Annotated in this window: 22 protein-coding genes; 10 read left to right on the top strand and 12 right to left on the bottom strand. The window is 63.6% G+C overall.

Annotated features, from left to right (window positions below; genetic code table 11):
• Entirely contained in the window at positions 1–936 is a 936-nt protein-coding gene (locus NKH43_RS26840; protein ID WP_352860711.1) for a prephenate/arogenate dehydrogenase family protein, read from the top strand.
• A 131-nt stretch (positions 937–1,067) separates the two neighbouring features.
• On the opposite strand, the gene NKH43_RS26845 is transcribed toward NKH43_RS26840, so the two are convergent.
• Positions 1,068–2,069: a DUF2125 domain-containing protein gene (locus NKH43_RS26845; RefSeq protein WP_352860712.1), complete on the bottom strand. Its 1,002-nt coding sequence runs from the start codon at positions 2,067–2,069 to the stop codon at positions 1,068–1,070.
• Positions 2,070–2,183: 114 nt separating this feature from the next.
• On the opposite strand from NKH43_RS26845, the gene NKH43_RS26850 reads away from it, so the two are divergent.
• A complete protein-coding gene (locus NKH43_RS26850; protein ID WP_023721103.1) occupies positions 2,184–2,717 on the top strand; it encodes a gamma-glutamylcyclotransferase in 534 nt (177 codons plus the stop codon).
• 45 nt (positions 2,718–2,762) lie between these two features.
• Here the strand turns inward: NKH43_RS26850 and NKH43_RS26855 are convergent, their stop codons facing one another.
• Positions 2,763–3,743, bottom strand: a complete 981-nt coding sequence (locus NKH43_RS26855; protein WP_352860713.1) for a quinone oxidoreductase family protein — start codon at positions 3,741–3,743, stop codon at positions 2,763–2,765.
• Between the two features lie 319 nt (positions 3,744–4,062).
• Here NKH43_RS26855 and NKH43_RS26860 point away from each other — a divergent pair, with 319 nt between their 5' ends.
• Both NKH43_RS26860 and NKH43_RS26865 read left to right on the top strand, forming a co-directional pair.
• Positions 4,063–5,010, top strand: a complete 948-nt coding sequence (locus NKH43_RS26860) for an aldo/keto reductase (protein ID WP_352860714.1) — start codon at positions 4,063–4,065, stop codon at positions 5,008–5,010.
• A gap of 77 nt (positions 5,011–5,087) precedes the next feature.
• Positions 5,088–5,708 (top strand): LysE family translocator, encoded by a 621-nt coding sequence (locus NKH43_RS26865; protein ID WP_352483509.1) that lies wholly within the window; start codon positions 5,088–5,090, stop codon positions 5,706–5,708.
• A 27-nt stretch (positions 5,709–5,735) separates the two neighbouring features.
• Here NKH43_RS26865 and NKH43_RS26870 read toward each other — a convergent pair whose 3' ends face one another.
• Both NKH43_RS26870 and NKH43_RS26875 read right to left on the bottom strand, forming a co-directional pair.
• Positions 5,736–6,536 (bottom strand): lysophospholipid acyltransferase family protein, encoded by an 801-nt coding sequence (locus NKH43_RS26870; RefSeq protein WP_023721099.1) that lies wholly within the window; start codon positions 6,534–6,536, stop codon positions 5,736–5,738.
• A gap of 108 nt (positions 6,537–6,644) precedes the next feature.
• Entirely contained in the window at positions 6,645–7,553 is a 909-nt protein-coding gene (locus tag NKH43_RS26875) for a LysR family transcriptional regulator (RefSeq protein WP_352483510.1), read from the bottom strand.
• Between the two features lie 134 nt (positions 7,554–7,687).
• Between NKH43_RS26875 and NKH43_RS26880 the strand changes: the two genes are divergently transcribed.
• Entirely contained in the window at positions 7,688–8,308 is a 621-nt protein-coding gene (locus NKH43_RS26880; RefSeq protein ID WP_352483511.1) for a pyridoxamine 5'-phosphate oxidase family protein, read from the top strand.
• 16 nt (positions 8,309–8,324) lie between these two features.
• Here NKH43_RS26880 and NKH43_RS26885 read toward each other — a convergent pair whose 3' ends face one another.
• The 3 genes from NKH43_RS26885 to ftsE all read right to left on the bottom strand — a co-directional run bounded on the left by NKH43_RS26885 (position 8,325) and on the right by ftsE (position 10,813).
• The gene (locus NKH43_RS26885; protein WP_352483512.1) at positions 8,325–9,089 is read right to left on the bottom strand and encodes a YdcF family protein; all 765 of its coding nucleotides are present in this window, start codon (positions 9,087–9,089) and stop codon (positions 8,325–8,327) included.
• 88 nt (positions 9,090–9,177) lie between these two features.
• Complete coding sequence (locus NKH43_RS26890) at positions 9,178–10,161, bottom strand: cell division protein FtsX (RefSeq protein WP_023721095.1); 984 nt, start codon at positions 10,159–10,161, stop codon at positions 9,178–9,180.
• Positions 10,154–10,813 carry a cell division ATP-binding protein FtsE gene (ftsE, locus tag NKH43_RS26895; protein ID WP_023677923.1) on the bottom strand — a complete coding sequence of 220 codons (660 nt, stop codon included), beginning with the start codon at positions 10,811–10,813 and terminating at the stop codon, positions 10,154–10,156. Before ftsE ends, NKH43_RS26890 begins: the two co-directional genes overlap by 8 nt.
• Positions 10,814–11,048: 235 nt before the next feature.
• On the opposite strand from ftsE, the gene NKH43_RS26900 reads away from it, so the two are divergent.
• The 3 genes from NKH43_RS26900 (at position 11,049) to NKH43_RS26910 (ending at position 12,733) form a co-directional block, all read left to right on the top strand.
• Positions 11,049–11,339 carry a hypothetical protein gene (locus NKH43_RS26900; protein ID WP_352860715.1) on the top strand — a complete coding sequence of 97 codons (291 nt, stop codon included), beginning with the start codon at positions 11,049–11,051 and terminating at the stop codon, positions 11,337–11,339.
• Between the two features lie 180 nt (positions 11,340–11,519).
• On the top strand, positions 11,520–12,062 hold the full coding sequence (gene hpt, locus NKH43_RS26905) for a hypoxanthine phosphoribosyltransferase (RefSeq protein WP_023721145.1): 543 nt from the start codon (positions 11,520–11,522) through the stop codon (positions 12,060–12,062).
• 299 nt (positions 12,063–12,361) lie between these two features.
• A complete protein-coding gene (locus tag NKH43_RS26910; RefSeq protein WP_023721093.1) occupies positions 12,362–12,733 on the top strand; it encodes a response regulator in 372 nt (123 codons plus the stop codon).
• 19 nt (positions 12,734–12,752) lie between these two features.
• Here the strand turns inward: NKH43_RS26910 and NKH43_RS26915 are convergent, their stop codons facing one another.
• Complete coding sequence (locus tag NKH43_RS26915; protein WP_352860716.1) at positions 12,753–13,703, bottom strand: DMT family transporter; 951 nt, start codon at positions 13,701–13,703, stop codon at positions 12,753–12,755.
• 221 nt (positions 13,704–13,924) lie between these two features.
• Here NKH43_RS26915 and NKH43_RS26920 point away from each other — a divergent pair, with 221 nt between their 5' ends.
• Entirely contained in the window at positions 13,925–14,782 is an 858-nt protein-coding gene (locus tag NKH43_RS26920; protein ID WP_352860717.1) for a LysR substrate-binding domain-containing protein, read from the top strand.
• A 78-nt stretch (positions 14,783–14,860) separates the two neighbouring features.
• Here the strand turns inward: NKH43_RS26920 and NKH43_RS26925 are convergent, their stop codons facing one another.
• Positions 14,861–17,473: a TIGR02302 family protein gene (locus NKH43_RS26925; RefSeq protein WP_352860718.1), complete on the bottom strand. Its 2,613-nt coding sequence runs from the start codon at positions 17,471–17,473 to the stop codon at positions 14,861–14,863.
• A gap of 212 nt (positions 17,474–17,685) precedes the next feature.
• Entirely contained in the window at positions 17,686–18,627 is a 942-nt protein-coding gene (locus tag NKH43_RS26930; protein WP_023721089.1) for a threonine/serine dehydratase, read from the bottom strand.
• A 49-nt stretch (positions 18,628–18,676) separates the two neighbouring features.
• On the opposite strand from NKH43_RS26930, the gene NKH43_RS26935 reads away from it, so the two are divergent.
• Positions 18,677–18,979: an ArsR/SmtB family transcription factor gene (locus NKH43_RS26935; protein ID WP_023721088.1), complete on the top strand. Its 303-nt coding sequence runs from the start codon at positions 18,677–18,679 to the stop codon at positions 18,977–18,979.
• A gap of 16 nt (positions 18,980–18,995) precedes the next feature.
• Here the strand turns inward: NKH43_RS26935 and lysA are convergent, their stop codons facing one another.
• Both lysA and NKH43_RS26945 read right to left on the bottom strand, forming a co-directional pair.
• On the bottom strand, positions 18,996–20,264 hold the full coding sequence (gene lysA / locus NKH43_RS26940; protein ID WP_352817697.1) for a diaminopimelate decarboxylase: 1,269 nt from the start codon (positions 20,262–20,264) through the stop codon (positions 18,996–18,998).
• A 16-nt stretch (positions 20,265–20,280) separates the two neighbouring features.
• Positions 20,281–20,487, bottom strand: coding sequence for a hypothetical protein (locus tag NKH43_RS26945; protein ID WP_023677931.1), 207 nt, complete (start codon positions 20,485–20,487; stop codon positions 20,281–20,283).
• Positions 20,488–20,495 lie beyond the last annotated feature (8 nt).

Genomic DNA, 20,495 nt, shown 5'->3' on the forward strand with positions numbered 1-20,495 from the left:
ATGACCTCACCGATGTTCGAAAAGATCGCGCTGGTCGGCATCGGCCTGATCGGTTCGTCGCTGGCCCGCGTCATCCGCCGCGAGGGACTTGCCGGCCAAGTCGCGATTTCGACGCGCAGCGAAGCGACGCTGGAGCGGGCGAGCCAACTCGGCCTTGGCGACACCTACACGACAGATGCGAAAGAAGCGGTTCGCGATGCCGATCTGGTCATCGTTTCGGTGCCGGTCGGCTCTTCAGGCACGGTCGCCCAGGAGATCGCACCGGCGCTGAAGAAGGGCGCCATCCTCACCGATGTCGGCTCGACCAAGGCATCGGTGATCGCGCAGATGCAGCCGCATGTGCCTGATGGCGTGCACTTCATCCCCGGCCATCCTTTGGCCGGCACCGAAAAATCGGGACCGGATGCCGGTTTTGCCGAACTGTTCGAGAACCGCTGGTGCATCTTCACGCCGCTGGCCGGCACCGATGCCGCGGCGCTGGAAAAGCTCTCGGAATTCTGGCGCCGCTGCGGCTCCAACATCGACACGATGGACCCGCAGCATCACGACATGACGCTGGCCATCGTTTCGCACCTGCCGCACATCATCGCCTATAACATCGTCGGTACCGCCGACGATTTGGAGTCGGTGACCAAGTCCGAGGTCATCAAATACTCGGCTTCCGGCTTTCGCGACTTCACCCGTCTCGCGGCGTCCGACCCGACCATGTGGCGCGACGTCTGCCTGCACAACAAGGACGCCATCCTCGAAATGCTGGCGCGGTTCTCGGAAGATCTATCCTCGCTGCAGCGGGCGATCCGCTGGGGCGACGGCGAAAAGCTGTTCGACCTGTTCACCCGCACCCGCGCTGTCCGCCGCTCGATTATCGAGGCCGGCCAGGACATCGACGTACCGGATTTCGGCCGCCAGGCAGTCGAACACCCGCCGAAGGGATAAGCCGCGGCAAGCCGATCGCAGGCCGTACCGCCCCAGAACGGTTCATCGTTTCACGGAAACGCCGAACCGGTCTATCTTTTTGTTTGACGCAATCCGGACGGAAAACCGTTCACAATTTTCCTGGAATTGCTCTAGTCGAGCGGCTTGATCTTGCCGAGCGGGATGAAGCCGAGCGAGGCCTTGCCCTTGACGATCTTCAGCGGCATCGACGGTGCGTTGCCGAGCAGCGCCAGTCCGGCGAAGCCGGTCTGGATTTCTTTCTTCTGCTCGGGGATGGCGGTGGCGAGGATTGCCGCCACGGCCTTCGGGTCAGTGAGCTTGATCATCAGGTCGGCATTTATGAGACCGTCGTCATCGACCGACAGCGGTCCGGAAACGGTGATGCGCGCGGTTCCTGAAGACAGATCGAGCTCGTGGATTTCGGCCGCCTGGCCGCGCAGGCTCTTCGGATTTGCCTTGATCAGCGTCACACCATTCTTCAATGTCACGTCGCCGCTGCCGTCGAGTGGCGGCAAGACGCGCCCGCCGATGGCCTCTGCGTCGATTTCGAGATCGGTGAAATTGCCGGCATAGTCGATGTCCGGGCCGTTTGGGCGCAATTGTCCGGTGGCGGTTCCGGCGCTGAACAGCGAGACAGGATCGGTGTCGTCCGCCGGATCGGTCTGGCCGGACAGGCCTTCTGCCTGCAGCGAGAGGCGCCCCGGCAGCGGCCAGGACAGCTTCATGTCGGCCCGCAGATCATCCCAGTCGATCCACAGCGGCGTCATGCCGGGAACAGAGGTCCTGAGCGGCCCCCTGAACTCGGCGGCAGGCGACAGAAGCCGCGTGATCTGCGTGGCGGCGTTGATTTTGCCTGTCGATGCAGCGACGTTGCGGCTGTCGTCCTCGTAAGCCAGACTTTCGCAAGAAAGCGTGAAGGTGAAGGGATAGCCGCTGACCGCGAGATTGGCGCAGTCGGCCTTGATGCCTTTGTCGTCGAGATCGGCGACCGCCTTGTCGGTTGCACTCTCGACCAGGTCCGCCAGGTAGAACCAGCCGGCGCTGTAGATGCCGAACAGCACGAGGACGAAAGCGGCAAGCCACAACAGGCGGCGACGTTGGCTGGGCGGCGGGCGCTCGTCACTTGACGTCATGCTGCGGCTTTCGTTAACGCGGGTGGCACGGGCGGGCTGTCGCTTGCGGCAACAACAGGTAGACGGACTGAAACACCACCGGTGGAGTGGTTCGTCACAATCAGGCTTGGCGATATGGGCGATTTTTGGGTTTTTGGCTACGGCTCACTGATCTGGCGGCCGGGATTCGCGCATGTCGAGACGCGGCGTGCCCGCCTGCATGGCTATCGCCGTTCGCTCTGCGTCTATTCTTTCGTGCATCGCGGCTCGCGCGAACGGCCGGGCCTGGTGCTCGGCCTCGACCGCGGCGGCTCCTGCATCGGGCTGGCGTTCCGGGTTCCAGGCGAGCTGCGCAACGAGGTCGTCACCTATCTGCGCGAACGCGAGCTGGTCACCAACGTCTATCTCGAGCGTGTGCTCAGCGTCCGCCTCGACAAGCGTGAAACGGATGGGGGCGAGACGGTCGAAGCCATCGCCTATGTCGTGGACCGCAGCCATGAGCAATACGCCGGTGCGCTCGACGCCGCCGAGGCAGCAGCCGTCGTTCGCGGCGCCGTCGGCCAGTCGGGGAGGAATGAGGATTACGTGCTCAGCACGCTGGAGCACCTCGAAGCACTGGGTATAAGCGATCGCTGGCTGGAAGAGGTGACAAGACGGGTCGCGACGTAGCTTCTTTGGTCGTTGACCATGATGCTTTCGGCGTCGTGGTCCGGGCTACATCCTGAAAATCTGTTTGCCAAGATCGGCGCGATCCAGGCTGTTTGCCACGGCGAGCTTGAACTCGGTCAACGGGCGGAGACCGCCGACAGGAACGTGGAAGCCGGGCTGGCCGAAGATGTCGATGATCTCGCGTAGCACAGGTCGGTCGGCTTCGACCGGCGGCGAAAAGAAGTAGCGATAGATATTCGCCCTGATCTCCACGCCGCTCAGCAACACATCGAAATTGTGAAGTTCGAAGCGCTCGGCACTCATGCCGCCATTGATCACCATCTGCCCGCCGAGCGCCAGGGTGCGGATCAATTCGCCGCTGACAGGTCCGCCGACATTGTCGATAATCCCGTTCAATCCGGCGCCACCGGTGATATCCATCACGGCTTCCCGGATACTTGCCTTCAAGTCCGAAAGGTCAAGAATGGCGGCGACGCCAAGCGTCTTCAGATCGAAGCTTTGGTGCGAGCGCCGCACCAGCGCGATGACGTTGATGCCGCGTCGTTGGGCGAACTGCATCACCATTGTCGAAATCGACGAATAGCCGGCCGTGACAGCCAGCCACTGGCCAGGCCGCACACGGGAATCCACCATCAGATCCCACGCGGTAATGGGGTTCACCATCTGCCCGGCGCGTTCGACCGGATAGCCGGCAGGCAACGGGATCAGCCATCCGGCGGGAATGGCCGCGTACTCGGCCCAACTGCCATAATAGCTGAACGCGACGAGCGTGCCCGGTTCCAGCAAAACGTTCGCGCCAACGGCTTCGACGATGCCGGCGCCATGGTTTCCCGCGATCTGCTGGGGAAAATGCGGCTTCTTCGGTTCGGGATAGAGGTTCTGGACAAACAGGAAGTCGCCCGGATTGATCGAGGCCGAGACCATCCTGACCAGCACCTCGCCATCGCCGATCCGCGGCATCGGCAGGTCGTCAACGTAGAGCACGTCGCGCGGCGAGCCGATGGCGTCAAATACAATTGCTTTCATGCCGGTCTCCATAACAAACGATCCGGGGCAAACAGTCTGGGCTTGGCCAGACCGTGCCGAAATTTGCGTCGGCGCCGCGGAACTTATGGCCAGCCGGCAAAGGCCAGAATTGGCAGATTTGACAATCTATGTGCTAAACTTGCCAATTTCCTCAGAGGGGCTGGTTTGGAAGCCGGACACGGCGCGGCGGGTCGCGGTTTTGTGAAGCGCCAGCGGGTTGGAAAAGAGGCTATGCGTTTGACGTTGCCATGGCGCGACATAGGTTAGCCCGGTCGGCGGCTCCCACCCGCCTCAGCATGAATCACCATGGAGATCAGCCTTGCAGAAACGTCGTCTCGGTCGCACCGACTTATCCATCGCGCCATTGGTTCTGGGCGGCAATGTGTTCGGCTGGACCGCCGATGAGAAAACCTCGTTCGACTTGCTCGACCGCTTTGTCGACGCCGGTCTCAACGCCATCGACACGGCCGATTCCTATTCGCGCTGGATTGCCGGCCACCAGGGCGGCGAATCCGAAACCATCATCGGCAAATGGATGAAGAGCCGCGGCAACCGCGACAGGGTTGTCGTCATCACCAAGCTCGGTTCGGACATGGGGCAGGGCAAAAGGGATCTGTCCGCCGCCTATATCGAAAAGGCCATTGATGCCTCGCTGAAGCGGCTGCAGGTCGATACCGTCGATCTCTATCTGTCGCACTGGCCCGACCCTGCGACCCCGTATGAGGAAACGCTCGGTGCTTACCAGAAACTGCTCGACAAGGGCAAAATCCGCTATGCCGGCGCTTCCAACCTCGACGCCGCCCAATTGCGCGCCGCACTCGACGTAGCAAGCCTGCGCGGCCTGCCGCGCTACGAGGTGCTGCAGCCGGAATACAACCTCTACGACCGCTCGTTCTTCGATGGTCCGCTGCGTGATCTGTGCGTGGCCGAGGACATCGGCGTCATCACCTATTTCAGCCTCGCCAAAGGGTTTTTGAGCGGCAAGTACCGCAGCGAAGCCGATCTCGGCAAAAGCCCGCGCGGCGGCGGTGTGAAAGGGTATCTCAACGCGCGTGGCATGCGCATTCTCTCAGCGCTCGACGCCGTGTCGGCCAGACATTCGGCCAAGCCGGCGGAAGCGGCGCTGGCCTGGATCATGGCGCGCGCCGGCGTCACCGCTCCGATCGCCAGCGCGACGACGCTCGGCCAGCTCGACAGCCTGGTGCGTGCGGCGTCGTTGCAGCTCAGTCCGGACGATATCGCCGAGCTCGACAAGGCCAGCGCATAGCCGCGCACGATCGTTCAAGACCCGCACCGCTGCCTTGCCTACCGTCCTACATCGTCACAGGAATGCAGGGACGCCGCATGGCCGGACAGGTTCTTCTCGATCAGCAGCTATGGCAGCAATTGCTGGCGCTTGTGCTGGCATCGGCCATCGTCATGGGCAGCCCGGGGCCGGCGACGATAAGCGTCACCGCGATCGGCGCCGCGTTCGGCCTGCGGGATTCGCTCCGCTATGCCTCGGGGATCGTTGTTGGCACGATCCTCGTGCTCGTGGTGGTGGCGACGGGCATCATGGCCGTTCTCGCCGCGTTGCCGAAGCTCGCGGCGCTGCTGGCGGTCGCCTCGGCAGCCTACATCCTTTACCTGGCGTTCAAGATAGCGACGGCGCCGCCACTGACGGCACGCGTCCGTGGAGCGGCGCTTCCCACTTTCCTTGGCGGGTTTCTTCTGGCTGTTGCCAACCCGAAAGCCTATGTGGCGATTGCCGCCGTGTTCGCCGGCGCGTCTTCCGGCGCCGGCGGTCTCGGTATTTCAGCCAAGCTGGGGGTTCTCACCTTGATGATCGTTGCCATTCATCTCTTGTGGCTTCTCGCCGGCGCAGCCTTTGCACGTTTGCTGCGCAAACCGCTGGCGTCGCGGATCATCAATCTGGTGTTTGCCGTGACGCTGGTTGCAACAGCCGCCCTGGCTGCCCTGCCGTGAGCCCTTGTGGCATCTGAGGCCGTTGCCTCAGCCTTTCAATTCAGGTTTCGCGTCCAGCTCACCAAGCCTTTTCACCGCAGTCGGCGGCATCGGCGGCGGGTTCGGCGTTTGCGACGCCTCGACGAGGAGCTGGTCGCAGGCGGCCTCCGTCTCGCCGATCAGCCGTTGCATGAATTCGTCCTTGCCGAGGCCGGGCGGGATCGGCGACAGGAAGCGCGCCTTGATCGTGCCGGGATAGCGCAGGAATTTGCGGCGCGGCCAATAGAGGCCGGCGACGTGAGCGACCGGCACCACCGGAATGCCAAGTTGCGCATAGAGTTCGACGATGCCGTATTTGTAGACCGGCTCGTCGCCCGGCGCCCGGCGCGTGCCCTCGGGATAGATGATGAGCTGGCGGGGATTGCGCGCCAATTCCTGTTTGGTCGCGGCGATCACCATCTTCAATGCCTTCGAGCGGCTGCCGCGGTCGACCGGAATCATCCGCATCTTCAAGATGTACCAGCCGAAGAACGGGATCCAGGTCAGCTCCCGCTTCAATATGTAAACGGGATCGTCGAGGAACGGCAGGAAAGCGATCGTGTCCCAGAAGGACTGGTGCTTCGGCGCCAGGATGAAGGAGCCTTCAGGCAGGTTCTCCTGGCCGGTGATCTCGCTTCTGGTGCCGGCGATCTTGTCGTAGAGCCACATGCTGGTGCGCGACCAGAATTTCGGCACGAACCAGGCGCGGTGGCGCGGCGACAGGAAATAATACGGGGTCCAGAGGATCATCTGGACGATCAGATTGAGGTAAAAGGCGAGATTGAACGCCAGCGAGCGGAAATAGAGCATACAGCAAGTGCCCGGTGAGGAGGTGTGCGTTGGTTACACCAAGCGCCGGCAAAAAGGAAACGGTGCGAGGCCGGCGATCGGCCCGGTTTTGCGGTAGGCCGTCTTTCGTCACGCCTGCCACGCCGCCTGCAGCAGGCGCTGCTTCAGGCGTGGGGCGGCGAAGTCGAGGAACGCGCGCAGCTTCACCGGCAGCAGGCCCTGGCCGGCATGGACGAGGCTCACCGGCCATGGTTCGGGCTCGAACTCCTGCAGCACGGGGCGCAGCGTACCCGACCGAACCGCGGCGGCGATCTGGTAGGAAAGCAGCCTCGTCACGCCGACGCCAGCAATCGCCGCATCGATTGCCGCCTCAGCGGTGTTGACCCGTAACCTGGAGCGGACCGGTACGGTGAATTCGGCCTTGCCGGTGGCGAAACTCCAGGCGGAGGCGTTGAGCCCTTCGAAGGTGATCGCACTGTGTGCCGCAAGCTCCTGCGGCTTTTTCGGCGTGCCGTGCTCGGCGAGATAGGCCGGGCTCGCGCAAACGACGCGGCGGATCGAACCGAGGCGGATGGCGACCAGGCTCGAATCGGCAAGGGCGCCGATGCGGATGGCGAGATCGATGTGCTCTTCGACCAACTGGGTTATCCGGTCGGCGAGTGTCAGCCGCACACTTACGTCGGGGTAGGCGGCGAGAAAGGCGGTGACGACCGGCAGCACATGCAGGCGGCCGAAGACGATCGGCGCGGTGACGATCAGTTCGCCGGTCGGGGCGCTGTACTCGCCGGCGGCTATTCGCTCGGCCTCGCCGACCTCGTCGAGAATGCGACGACAGGCGGCGAGATAGGCGTGGCCGGCATCGGTCAGCGACAGCTGCCGCGCCGAGCGGTTCAACAGCCGTGTCTTCAGGTGCCTTTCCAGGTCCGAAACCTTGCGGCTGACCGTCGTCAGCGGAATGCCGAAGCGACGCCCGGCAGCCGAAAGGCTGCCTGTCTCCGCCGCGGCAACGAAAAGCGACATGGAGTGGAGGCGATCCATAACTTTCCCGAAAAAATTGGCCCTTCCGAAGAATGGAAGGACGCATCGCAGATATGGCATCTGCTTCTCGAAGATGGAAGTATCTACTTTTCGGTGAGTAATGCAGCGTAGCTCGGCAGTTGAGGAGGGTCTTCATGAACGCTCACACCAGCGATGTTGCCTTCACACCGACGGTGAAGGCGATCCAAGCCCGCAAGGGCTCGCGCCAGGCCTATGCCCGTGTTGAGGAGCGTGGTGGCTGGCAGGCGGCAATCACGCCCGATCTCGCCGCCTTCATCGAGGCGCAGACCAGCGTCTTCCTGTCGACCGCCAATGCTGACGGGCAGCCTTACATCCAGCATCGCGGCGGGCCTGCCGGTTTCCTCAAGGTGCTCGACGAACGGACGATCGGCTTTGCCGATTTTTCCGGCAACAGGCAGTTCATCACCCAAGGCAATCTCAGCGACAACCCACAGGCTTTCCTGTTCCTCATCGATTATGCCCACCGGCAGCGCATCAAGATCTGGGGCACAGCGCAGGTCGTCGAGGGCGATGCCGAACTGATGGCAAAGCTGGTGCCGCAAGACTACAAAGCGCGACCCGAACAGGTCATCCTGTTTACCGTTTCTGCCTGGGATTCCAATTGCTCACAGCACATCCCGCAGCGTTTCGAAGCGGCCGATGTGGCGGCGGCTCTGGCCGAACGCGACAGGCGTATAGAACGGCTCGAGCAGGAGATCGCGCGCTTGCGCTCGGGTGCAACAGCCAGGGAATAAAAACTGCCGGTGCCGTTCAGTTTCCGCCCGCGGCGTCGGCCAGCGTGACGCTGTTGGGCGGTTGCTTCACCGGCATGATGCCACGCGCCAGCGCCAGCAGGTATTTGCTGTATTCGGTGAACAGCACGCGCAGCGCTTCCGGCTTGGTCAGCCAGCCGCCATTCCCAAGGTTGGTGTTGACCACCGGATAGGGTTCAAGCCTGGCGCCGTGCAGCAGCCGTCCCATTTCCAGCAGGCTGCGCGGCATGTGATAATTGTTGGTGACGAGGATGACGGTGCCGTAGGCGTGGTCCTCGACCCATTTGGCGCTTTCCTCGGCATTGCCGATCGTGTCGAGCGCGGCGCGGTCGATGTCGACGCAGCAGGAAAACAGCCTCTTGTCGCCGCCGGTCGCGGCCTGAAGCTGGCGGCGGCTGGCGGAGGGATGGACGCCGCTGATCAGCAGCCGCTCGCCCTTGCCTGACGCAAGCAGCCCCATTGCGGCGTCGAGGCGCGACTGACCGCCGGTCAGCACGATGATAGCGTCGGCCCTTGCCGGATTGGCGGGCGTCGTCAGACGGCTGACGGTATTGGCGAACCAGCCGAAGCCGGCGACAAACAACGCCACAAGACCGAGCAGAAGGAGAGCCGAGAGGCGTAAGGAGCGGGCTGCCAGCAGCCGCCCGTGTTTGGCGAACTGATCCGGCTTGGCAAATTCATCAGGCCCGGCGAATTCATGCGGACGCGCAACCAGCACTGGCATGCACCCAGCGGTATCGGTCGAGTCCCGAACGTCCATCATGAAATGGTTAACCCCGAAATACGGCCTTTGGTAGGAAAAAAATGCAATTTTCGTGACGATGCGTTTTCATCCGTGATCGATCTTTCCTTTAGCCGGCGTCCGGCTGGCGAATGTCGATGTCGCTGAGATAGGTAACCACGGTGAAATGGGAGGTTGCCGCGGTCAGCGCGCCGATCACCAGCACCATGACAGCGACCCCGAGATAACCCGCCGAGCCGATGGCGAAATTGCCGAACAGGGCGGTCGCCTGGTCGGCCTGCGGCGTTGCCATGTTGCGTGACGACCACCAGGAGAAGACGATGAAGACGAGGATTGCCGCGGCGCCGCCCGCCGCGGCGCCCTTCATGCCGGTGACCAGAAAATGCCGGCGGAATTCGCGCGCGATGAAGCGCGCCTCGGCGCCGACGAAATGCAGCACCTCGATGATGTGGCCGTTGCCGGCCATGGCGCCGCGCGTCGCGAACACCACGGTCAGCACCGTCGCCGACAGCATCAGCGCCAGCACTGCGAGACCGATCGTTACCGTGGTGCGGGCCATGGTGACCAGCCGGTCGACCCAGGTGCGATGATCGTCGAGCGATGCACTCGGCAGCTTCGGCGTGATCGCCGCGCGCAGTGCGGCGAAATCGGGCGGACTGTTCTCGTCGATGGTGATGATGATCAGGCGCGGCACCGGCAGCTCATCGATGTTCAGGCCCGAGCCCAACCAAGGCTCGAGCAGCCGGGCCGTTGCTTCGCGGTCGACGATCCTGGCGCTTTTCACGCCAGGGAATTCGCCGGCGATCTGCGAGGCCAGCGCAAGCGCGGCCTCCATGTCGAGGCCGTCGACCGGCTTGATCTGGATGGTCGCCTCGCGCGAGATCTGGTTCTCCCAGACCGAGGCGGTGTCACGCACCAGCGTGACTGCGCCAAACGTCAGGCAGGACAGAAACGTCATGATGGCGATGACCAGCACCAGCGCCCGGCCGGCGATGTTCTGCGCCGGCACGATCGGCGCCATCTTGCGCTGGACGCGGGGCTTGGCCGCTGCGGCGTCGTGACCCTCGAAATGTTCGACGGAGAGCTCAGTCATAGATGTCCAGCCTTCCGCCGGCCAGGATCATGCGCCGTGCGTCGACCTGTTCCATCAGGCCGAGGTCGTGCGTGGCGATCACCACGGCAGTGCCCAGCCGGTTGAGCTCGATGAACAGCCGCAGCAAGCGTCGTGCCAGCGGTGGATCGACATTGCCGGTCGGCTCATCGGCGAGCAGGATCTCGGGCTGCTCGATCAACGCACGGGCGATCGCGGCGCGCTGCTTCTCGCCGCCAGACAGCACCGGCGGCAGCACATGCATGCGTTCGCCGAGGCCGACCCATTTCAGCAGCTCGGTGACGTCGGTGCGGTAGGTCGCCTCCTCGCGGCCGCGCACGCGCAGCGGCAATGCCACGTTCTCGTAGGTGGTCATATGGTCGAGCAGGCGAAAATCCTGGAACACCACCCCGATGCGGCGCCTCAGATGCGGCAATTCGGTGCGCGAGATGCGCGAGCGGTCCTTGCCGAAGATGGTGATCAGGCCGCGCGTCGGCTTCAGCGACATGAACAAAAGCCGCAGCAACGTCGTCTTGCCGGCGCCTGAAGGTCCGCTCAGGAACTGAAAGGAGCGCTCCGGAATGTGCAAGGAGATGTCGCGGAGGATCTCCGGACCCATGCCATAGCGGAGGCCGACATTTTCGAAGCGGATCACTTTCGACGACCTGAAATTCTCGGCGGCAAGATGCCAGCCCTTTCTGTGGAAAGACCATCGGCCGGCATGGTTAACCGACGGTTAATTTGGGGGCTTTTCAAACGAGTCACAGGGGTTCCGGTGGGGAAGCGTTAACCATTTCCGTTTACCCAAAGAAACGAACAGCGAACAGGTGCCGTAGTGTTGGGCCACGATGGCTGAGGATCGAACCGCGCGCCCGGTTTCCGGCGAAATCATGACCGATCCGGCCGCCGAGCCGGAACGCATCATGCGCGACGTGACCGCCGACGTCATCGATGCCGATTATGAGGTGCTGCCCCGCCATTTTACGCGTCCAGACTTTACACCGCCGCCTGCGCGCATGATTTCTACGCCTTCGATCGAAGGCATGGACATGTTGCGCAAGCTCGAAACCGCCGTCGAACGGCCGTTGTGGGTGCACGGTGGGCCGATCTTCTGGATTGCCGGCGTCGGTGCCGCCTTGGCCGCCTTCTGGATTTCGGGCGGCCATGCGCTGGTTCGTTAGAACGGCGCCAGAAAATCAACAGGTCACCAGATAAACGATTTGCGACGCGCAGGGGACGGTTCGCGGGCGCCCTGCCAAAGATTTGGCCTTGCCAGACGGCTCGACATGCCTAGAAACGGGGTTGAAGACCGTTTTCGGTCAGCTTCGCCTACAAGGCGATCATTTCTGGAAAGGCGGCCAATGCCAGTTGTGCGCGGCAAGGACATCGAAGTCCTGTTTTCGGCGTCCGCCATCGCGCGGCGGAATCTGGAACTTGCCAAGGAGATCGCCGGGCACGACTACCACGACCTTCTGGTAATCTCGGTGCTGAAGGGATCATTCATCTTCGCCGCCGATCTTATCCGTGCCATGCACGATGTCGGCCTGTCGCCGGAGGTCGAGTTCATCTTCATCTCGAGCTATGGCGCCGGGACAACCAGCGGTGAGGTGAGGGTGCTGCGCGACATCGACAACGAGGTCGCCGGCCGCGATGTGCTTCTCATCGACGACATTCTCGAATCCGGCAAGACGCTGAGCTTCACCCGCGACCTCATGCTGTCGCGCGGCGCGAGGAGCTGTGCCATCGCCGTGCTGCTCGACAAGCGCATGCGCCGCCAAACCACGCTCAACGCCGACTATGTCGGCTTCGACTGCCCCGATTATTTCGTCGTCGGTTATGGCATGGACGTCGCCCACGCGTTTCGCGAATTGCCGTTCGTCGGCATGGTCAAGGGCGACGCTTGAGGCCTTTTTGATAATTCTACTCCGGCGGCCACCTGACGCAGTGTTCTGCGCTTCCTGCAGCGCAGCGCGTCCTTTGGACGCGCAAAGGACGCTGTAGCACTTTTGATTTTGCGCATGATGCTTTCCGAAATCGAAACCGAGTTCGGGATCAAGCGCGAAGCTCCCGGACTCGAACGTCCGCTCCGCTCCGGTTCTCGAAAACCACGCCATCTGACTCGCCGGAGCGAATTCTGAAAAGGCCTCATCGACACTCAGCGCCTTCAGGAAACATCAACTTTTCCTCGCCAAATATCCTGCCCATGGCAAAGCTCTTGATCGTCGAGGACGATGAATCCGTCCGCACCCTCGCCGCCCGTGCGCTCGAACGCGCCGGGCATAATGTCACTATTGCCGCCGACGGCGCGCACGGTCTTTCTCTGATCCGGGCGGCGCAAGGGGGCTACGACCTTGTGCTGTCCGACATCCGCATGCCGGAGATGGACGGCATCGAGATGGCCAAGGCGGCAGCGGCGCTGTTCCCGGCGATGAAGATCATGCTGATGACCGGCTTTGCCGATCAGCGCGAGCGCGCCGAGGAATTGGACGGCGTTATTCTCGATGTCGTGCAAAAGCCGTTCACGCTGGCTGAAATTCGCGCCCGCGTCGAACAGGCGCTCGCCTGTTTCGCCTAAAGCCCAAGGCCGACCGCCTTCACGCAGGGTCGCAGGTCGCAGCGATGGCTGGCGCGCCGCTCCGGCGCCGGCTGGCATTGAGCGCAAACAGGCCGGCGCCGATGATGAGCGCTGCGCCGGCCGCCGTCGCCGGTCGCGGCACTTCGGCAAAGAACAGAAAACCCCATAGCGGCGACCAGATGATACCGGTGTATTCGAAGGTGGCGACGCTGTTGGCGGGCGCCAACCGGTAGGCCTGCGACAACAGGATCATGCCGGCCGAGGCAACGAAGCCGCATGCCCCCATCTTCAGCAGATCCGACGTCGTCGGCCAGACCCATGGCCGGACGAGGAATTCGAGGCTCGGATGCACGGCATGGTCGATGTCTGCCAGCCAAAACAGCCCCGCCACCAGGGCAGCACCGGCCAGATAGGCGCCGTTCTGGTAAAACGCCATGACGGTCGAGGATTCGGTGTCGCCGATCTTGCGTGCCATCAGCTGCGAAAAACCGTAGAGCAGAGCCGAGCCTAGCGACAGCAGCGCCGCCCAGTCGAACACGCCGGCACCCGGGCGCGCCATCACCAGCACGCCGAGCATGCCGACCAGGACGGTGGCGAGCGCCTGCCAGGACACGCGTTCGCCGAGATAGGGGCCGGCCAGCGCCATGATGAACAGTGGCGCCATGAAATAGAGCGCCACCGCGTCGGCCAGCGGCAGGGCGGCGATTGCTAGATAGTAGGCCGTGTAGGAGGTGAACTGGATGAAGGCGCGCATCGTCAGCATGCCGAACCGCCTCGACAGGATCGCCTGCAATCCGACGTCGGCGTGGACGAGGAAAACCAGGATCGGCAGGGCTACGATCGAGCGGATCGCCATCACCTCGGTGACGGGATAGCGGCTCGACACCGCCTTGACCAGCGGGTCCTGCAGTGAAAAGACCAGCACGCCGAGACAGAGGCTGAGGATGCCGAGCACAAGCCGATTCTGCATGGGCGCTCCGGTCTCCTGCGCGCCGGCCGGAAGCAGGCCTGCATCCGGGTAAAAAGAACCCGCCACCGTTTCGGGCAGCGGGTACGAGTGAGGACTTTGATTGGTCCGCGGCCGATTTCGCGGCCGCATATCCAATGGGTGAGGCGACTATCGTCCGCCGTTTGACATGTTGCAAACGAATTGGAATGATGCCAGCAATCAGATTTTCTTATGGCGGGCACATGCGACCCAATCTCGACAGCGACCTCTTGCGCACCTTCGTCGCGATCGCCGACACCGGCAATTTCACCAAGGCGGCGGAGCGGGCCGGCCGCACCCAGTCGGCGGTCTCGATGCAGATGAAGAAGCTCGAAAGCATGGTCGGCGACAGCCTGTTCGAGCGCGGCTCGCGTGGTGTGGCGCTGACGCGGCGCGGCGGCGAGCTCATCGCCAACGCCAGGCGCATCGTTTCGCTGCTCGACGAGACGGCGGCATCGATGGTCGCGGCGCCGCTTGGCGGGCCGGTGCGCATCGGTATCCCGGAGGAATATGGCCACGCGATCCTGTCGCGCGCGCTCGGTGCCTTTGCCAAGCGCCATCCTCAGGTCGACATCACCGTCCGCTACGCGCATTCCGGTGCGCAGATCGCGGCGCTCGCCGCCGGCGAGCTCGATCTGGCGGTGGTGTTCGAATGGCAGGATCTCTCGGGCGGTGAGGTGCTGATGCATGATCCGACCGTATGGGTGACGTCGGAGCTGCATCACATGCATGAGGACCGGCCGGTGCCGATCGCGCTCTACAACCGCGCCGGCTGGTGCAAGGATTTCGCGATAAAGTCGCTGGAACAGCGCGGTCTCGCCTATCGTGTCGCCTACACCAGCGATACCAATGGCGGCCTGCGGCTCGCCGTCACCTCCGGGCTGGCGATTGCGCCGATCTCGCGCAGCAACATTCCGGCCGGCTGCCGCGAACTTACGGCCGCCGACGGCTTCGGCGACATCGATTCCTCGAACGTAGTGCTGCGGCGCAATCCGAACGCTTCCGGCGAGGCGATCGACGGCATGGAAGAGGCGATCCGCGAGGCGTTCACCAACCGTTAAACACGTCGCTCGGTCCGGCGATAGCTGCCACCACGGAGGACCGCGCACGGCGATCTTCCAAAAATGTAGAGTGCAGCCTTACTTCAGCTCCAGCAACCGCTCCAGATAGCTGCGCTCGATATCGGGGCTGAGCGCGTTGCCGAGCCGCTTGCGGATTGCCTCGAGGATCTGGCGCGCGCGCTGCACGTCGATCTCGTCAGGCACTCTCACCGAACTTCCGTCATCGGGACCCTCGCTGGTGCGGGGCCGCCCGAGCGGGTCACGGTCGGCATTCTGCTGGCGTCCGCCCTGCCCGTTGCCGCCCTGGTCGCCTTGCATCGCTTGCAATTGCTTCATCATATCCTTGGCGCCCCTGCGCAAGGCTTCCAATGCGCGGCCCTGGTGGCCGACGGCTTGGTCGCCCTCGCCCTCGCCGAGCGCCTGTTCGGCATTGCCCATGGATTTGCCGGCTTCGCCAAACCCCTCATTGGGGTCGAGGCCCATGCCTTCGAGGCCCTTCCTCAATTGATCGAGCTCGCTCTGCAGCTTGCCCTGGCCTTCCTGCAATTGCTTCAGCGCATCGGCAAATTCCTGCGGCGTCATCGGCTTCGGCCGGCCGAGCGGATCGCGGTCGTCGCCCGGGCTGGGCTTGCCCTCTTCGCCCATCGGGCCTTGCTCACCGTTCTCGCCGAGTTGCTCGTCGCGGTTCTGCCCGCGCTGTTGCTGGCCGCGCTGCATCTGGTCCATACGGAAGGTGTCGTTCATCATCTCCTGCTGGCGCCGCATGATCTCGCCCAGCTTGTCCATCTGCTGGCGCATCTCGCTGTCCTGCTGGCCGCCTTGCTGCTGGCGGCCTGCCTGCAGATTGTTCATCATGTCCTGCAGCTCCGACAGCAATTGCTGCGCCTGGTCGCGATTGCCGGATTTCGCCAGGTTCTCGATTTGGTCCATCATGCGGTCGATGTCGCTCTGGCGCAGTTCCTGGCCGTTTTGCTGCATCTGTGGCGCATTCGGATTCTGCTGCGCCCGCGCCGCGAATTCCTGCAGGAACTGGTTCATCGCCTCGCGCAGTTCCTTCATCGCCTTCTCGATCTCTTGGTCGCTAGCGCCGTTCTTGATCGCATCCTGCAGCGCCTGCTGCGCCTGGCGCAGCCGCTTCTCGGCCGCCGACAGATTGCCTTCCTCGATGCCGAGCGCGATCTCCCAGAGGTAAGCGACCTCGTCGCGCAACTGGTCGTCGCTGTCGGCCATCTTCAGCCGGGTGCGGGCGCTCATGATGGCGAGGTAGTGCGCCATATTGTCGAACGTGTCTTCGGGCCTGAGCGTGATCGCATCCATCAGGTCGAGGACGCGGTCCTTGGCATAGGCGTCGAGCGCCAGCATGCGGCGCTGCTCGACCACGGCCCGCGCCAAGGGATTGGAGAATGGCCGCTCCGGCATCACCAGCGTCTTGGTTTCGCTGGTCGCCGTGTGTCCGGCGCCGTCGGTGGCGACAAGCGACAGCTTGACGTTGCCACCGGCCCAGACATGGTCGGTCAGATCCTTCGTCGTTTTGGCGGCATTGGCCTTGCCGCCGCGGCGCGGCAACGTCAGCGGCATATCCGGCGGGCCATAGAGCGGATGCGCGTTGGGCACCTGCGGATCGGCCAATGCGAAAACCGCCTTGGCGGAGGCCGCGCCATAGTCGTCGTCGATCTGGTAGTTGAGCTCGAAGGCGCCGTTGACGGCGCGTTTCGGCTCACCGACAAAGCGAATCTGCGGCGGCTTGTCGGGGATTATGGCGAAGGCCCAGCGGCCGAGCTCGCCGTCGCCGGATTGCAGCGTCAGCATGCCGTCGGCCGTCAACTTGCCGCTGAACTGGCGCACGGTGGAAGGCGTTGCAGTATTTGCCTCTGGCTTGGCTTGCGGCCCGGTCGGATCGATGGCGCGGGTGTTGCCGCCGGCGTCGGCGTAGCTCAGCGTTTCCTCGCCCGAACCGCCCGTGACGCGCAGCGACACGTCGCTGCCCTCCGGAACGGTGAAGGTCGGCGCCGCTTGATTGGCATTGTTGGCAAGGACAGGGGCGTTGAGGAATACTGGTGGCCTGCCGGTATAGGCCGGTGGCGTCACCCAGGCATCAATGCGCGGCGGCACGACGTCGCGCGCGGCACGGGCAACAAACCCGTCACTCAGCTTGCCGCCCGACGGCCCGAAGGAGAAGGCAAAGGCGGTGACCAACAAAAGCGCCGCAACGGCGCGCAACGCCCACGGGTCATGCTCGGGGACGCGCGTGCGCGGCACGTCGCCGCCAAGCTCGCCCAGCCGGTCCGCCATGCGCCGCTGATGCTCGCGCCACAGGGCTCGCGAAAAAATGCTTTCCTTGCCGCTCGGGCGATCGGTCTGGACCTGCACCGGGCTGTGCAGCAACCGGTTGGCCGCCTCGATGCGGCGGTCGACTTCGGCACTGGATGGCGTGCGGAAGAAACGCAATGGATAGAGTGCGGCAAGCGCTGCGACGCCGAATGCCGTGATGAGACCGAATCGCACTAAATCGGGCAAAAGCGGGAACAGACCGAGCCACGAGATACTGAGAAACAGGCTGGCGACGATGATCAGCGGCAGCAGCAACGGCCAGCCGCGCTCGACGATTATCGAGACCTGCGTCGCCAGCCGGCTCAAGGCAAGGCGCCCGGCCAGGCTGCGATCGCTGGTAAAGACGGGTCGTTGCGTCATCGGCCCTTCCTGGCCGGGCGGGATAGCCCGGACCTCACGAGTCTATCGCATGGGCCCGAAAAGTCGATTTTCGGGAAGCACGATGCGAAGACCCAAAATCTTAGCGCATACGTCGTGCATTCAGGCGGCTGCACGTCGCCCTAAGGATACCAACAAACACGGCGAAGGCGAGGCGGTTCCCCAAAACGTGAACAATAATGCCCCGGATATTGTCAAAATTTCGCTGGATTGGCGTTTGCGCCGCAGACCAGAACGGCAACGCGCTCGCCCACAGCCGGCCTGTAGCGGCCGGACAGGAGCGCCGCGAAGGCCGCCGCACCGCCCGGCTCGGAGATGATTCGCACCCGGTCCCACAGCGCCGCCTGGGCGGCGATAATGTCGTCGTCGCCGACGAGGATCGAGCGCTCGACGAACGCCTCGGCGATAGGAAACATCATTTCGCCGACACGCTTCGGCGCGAGCGAATCGGCGGCGATGCCCTCGGTCGGGGCATCGACAGGCCGGCCCGCCTCGAAAGCGCGGTGTAGCGTCGGCGCACCCTCTGGCTCGACGGCAATGATCCTGATGCGGCCGGAAAACCAAGCGGCGATGCCGCCGATCAAGCCGCCGCCGCCGACAGCGACCAGCAGCGTGTCGAGCTTCGGCAGGTCGGCCTCGATCTCGAGGCCCAGCGTGCCTTGCCCGACCAGCGTCTCCTCCTGGTTGAAGGCGTGGATCTGCAGCGCGCCGGATTTTTCGGCGAAGCTCTCGCTGGCGGCCAGCGCCTCGGCATAACGGGCGCCGCCGACGATCAGCTCGGCGCCGTAGCCGCGGATGCGGCCCAGCTTGGCCGGCGGGCTCACTTCGGGAACAAAGATGGTCGCCTTATGGCCGAGCCGCATGGCGGCATAGGCGACCGCGGCGCCGTGGTTGCCGCCCGATGCGGCGACGACGCCAACTGCGGGAACCGGCCGTTCGAGGAGATTGGTGAACGCGCCACGCGCCTTGAACGAGCCGGAATGCTGCAGGCATTCGAGCTTCAGGTCGACAGGCAGAGGCGGGCGGCCGAAATCGGCCATGTCGACGCGCAGCACCGGCGTGTGGCGCACGAAGGGCCGGATGCGGGGTTCCATCGCCGCAATGCGCTCGCGGGTGATCGTGTGGCCATGCAGCATGCTTCACTCCCAGAGTTGACATTACTTAGTAACTTGGCAAAGTGCCTAAATGCAAGAGGTCGACGTCTTCAAAGCGATTGCCAGCGAGCGCAGACTGCAGATCCTCGATTGGCTCAAGGACCCGCGCGCGCATTTTCCGCCGCAGGCGGACGGTGATCTGGTCGAGGACGGGGTCTGCGCGCTGCTGATCGCGGAAAAGCTGGGGATCACGCAGGCGACGCTCAGCGAGCATATGCGCGTGCTCACCCAGGCAGGGCTTTTGCGCAGCAAGCGTATCAAGCAGTGGATATTCTATCGCCGGAACGAGGACAGGATCGCCGAGGCCAGGGTGCTCATTCAGCACCGGCTGTAGCGCTGCAAGGTATCTCTCAGGTCAACCAATCAGGCACCGAATCCAGCCCGATCAATTCGTCATAGGTCTGGCGCGGGCGCACGATGTGGAAGCGGTCGCCGTCGACCAGCACTTCCGGCACCAGCGGCCTGGTGTTGTAGGTGCCGGCCTGGACGGCGCCATAGGCGCCGGCGGTGGCGACAGCGATCAGGTCGCCGGCTTTCAGCCTGGGCAGGTCACGGTCGAGCCCGAGATAGTCGCCGGTCTCGCAGACCGGGCCGACGACGTCGACCTTCATGCGCGGTGCCGCGACCGGCTGCTGCACCACCGGCCTGATGTCGTGGAAGGCGTCGTAAAGGGTCGGCCGGATCAGATCGTTCATCGCGGCGTCGACGACGAGGAAGTTCTTGGCGTCGCCCTCTTTCACGAAGATGACCTCCGAGACCAGGATTCCGGCATTGCCGACGATCAGCCGGCCCGGCTCGAACATCACTTTCAGCCCGAGCTTGGCGACATGCTTCCTGACGATCTGGGCATAGGCTTCGGGCAAAGGCGGCGGGTTGTTGTCGACGCGGTAGGGAATGCCGAGGCCACCACCGACATCGATATGCTCAATGGCATGCCCGTCGGCACGCAACGCGCCGACCAGTTCCACCAGCAGCGCGAAGGCGTCGTCGAAGGGCTGCAATTCGGTGATCTGGCTGCCGATATGGGTATCTATGCCGGTGATCCTGATGCCCGGCAACTCAGCCGCGCGGGCATAAACCTTCCGCGCCTGCTGCCAGGGAATGCCGAACTTGTTCTCGGCCTTCCCAGTCGAAATCTTCTTGTGCGTCCTGGCGTCGACATCCGGGTTGATGCGCAGCGAGATCGGCGCGATCTTGCCCAGCGCGGTGGCGCGGGCCGACAGCAGCTCCAGCTCCGGTTCGGATTCGACGTTGAAACAGAGAATGCCGGCCGAGAGCGCAAAATCCATTTCGCGCGCGGTCTTGCCGACGCCTGAAAACAGGATCTTGCTTGCCGGAATGCCGGCGGCCAAAGCGCGGCGCAGTTCGCCTTCCGAGACCACGTCGGCGCCGGCGCCGAGCCTTGCCAGCACCTTCAACACAGCCTGGTTGGAATTCGCCTTCATGGCATAGCAGACGAGGGCGTCGAGCCCGGCAAAAGCTTCGGCAAAGACGCGAAAATGCCTGGTCAGCGTCGCCGTCGAATAGCAATAAAACGGCGTGCCGACACTGGCGGCGATATCTGATATTGCCACGTCCTCGGCATGCAGTACGCCGTCGCGGTAGTCGAAATGGTTCACGAGATCGGTCCGAAAATCAGAGCAGCGGGTCGAGGATGAATTTCTTGTCCTCGACAGGTTTTTCCGGCTCCGGCGGCAAAGGTTGCTTGGCCTTCTCGGCGTCCTTGCGCGCCTGCACGGCTGCCGCGTAGGGCGTATCGAGCGCAGCCTTCCTGCCGCAGGCCGCAACGGTCGCCATCGCCGCTAGCAGCGTCAGCGTCACCAAAATCCTGCTTCCGGTCATCGCGTCAT

This window comes from Mesorhizobium sp. M1163 (assembly GCF_040318415.1).
GTDB lineage: Bacteria > Pseudomonadota > Alphaproteobacteria > Rhizobiales > Rhizobiaceae > Mesorhizobium.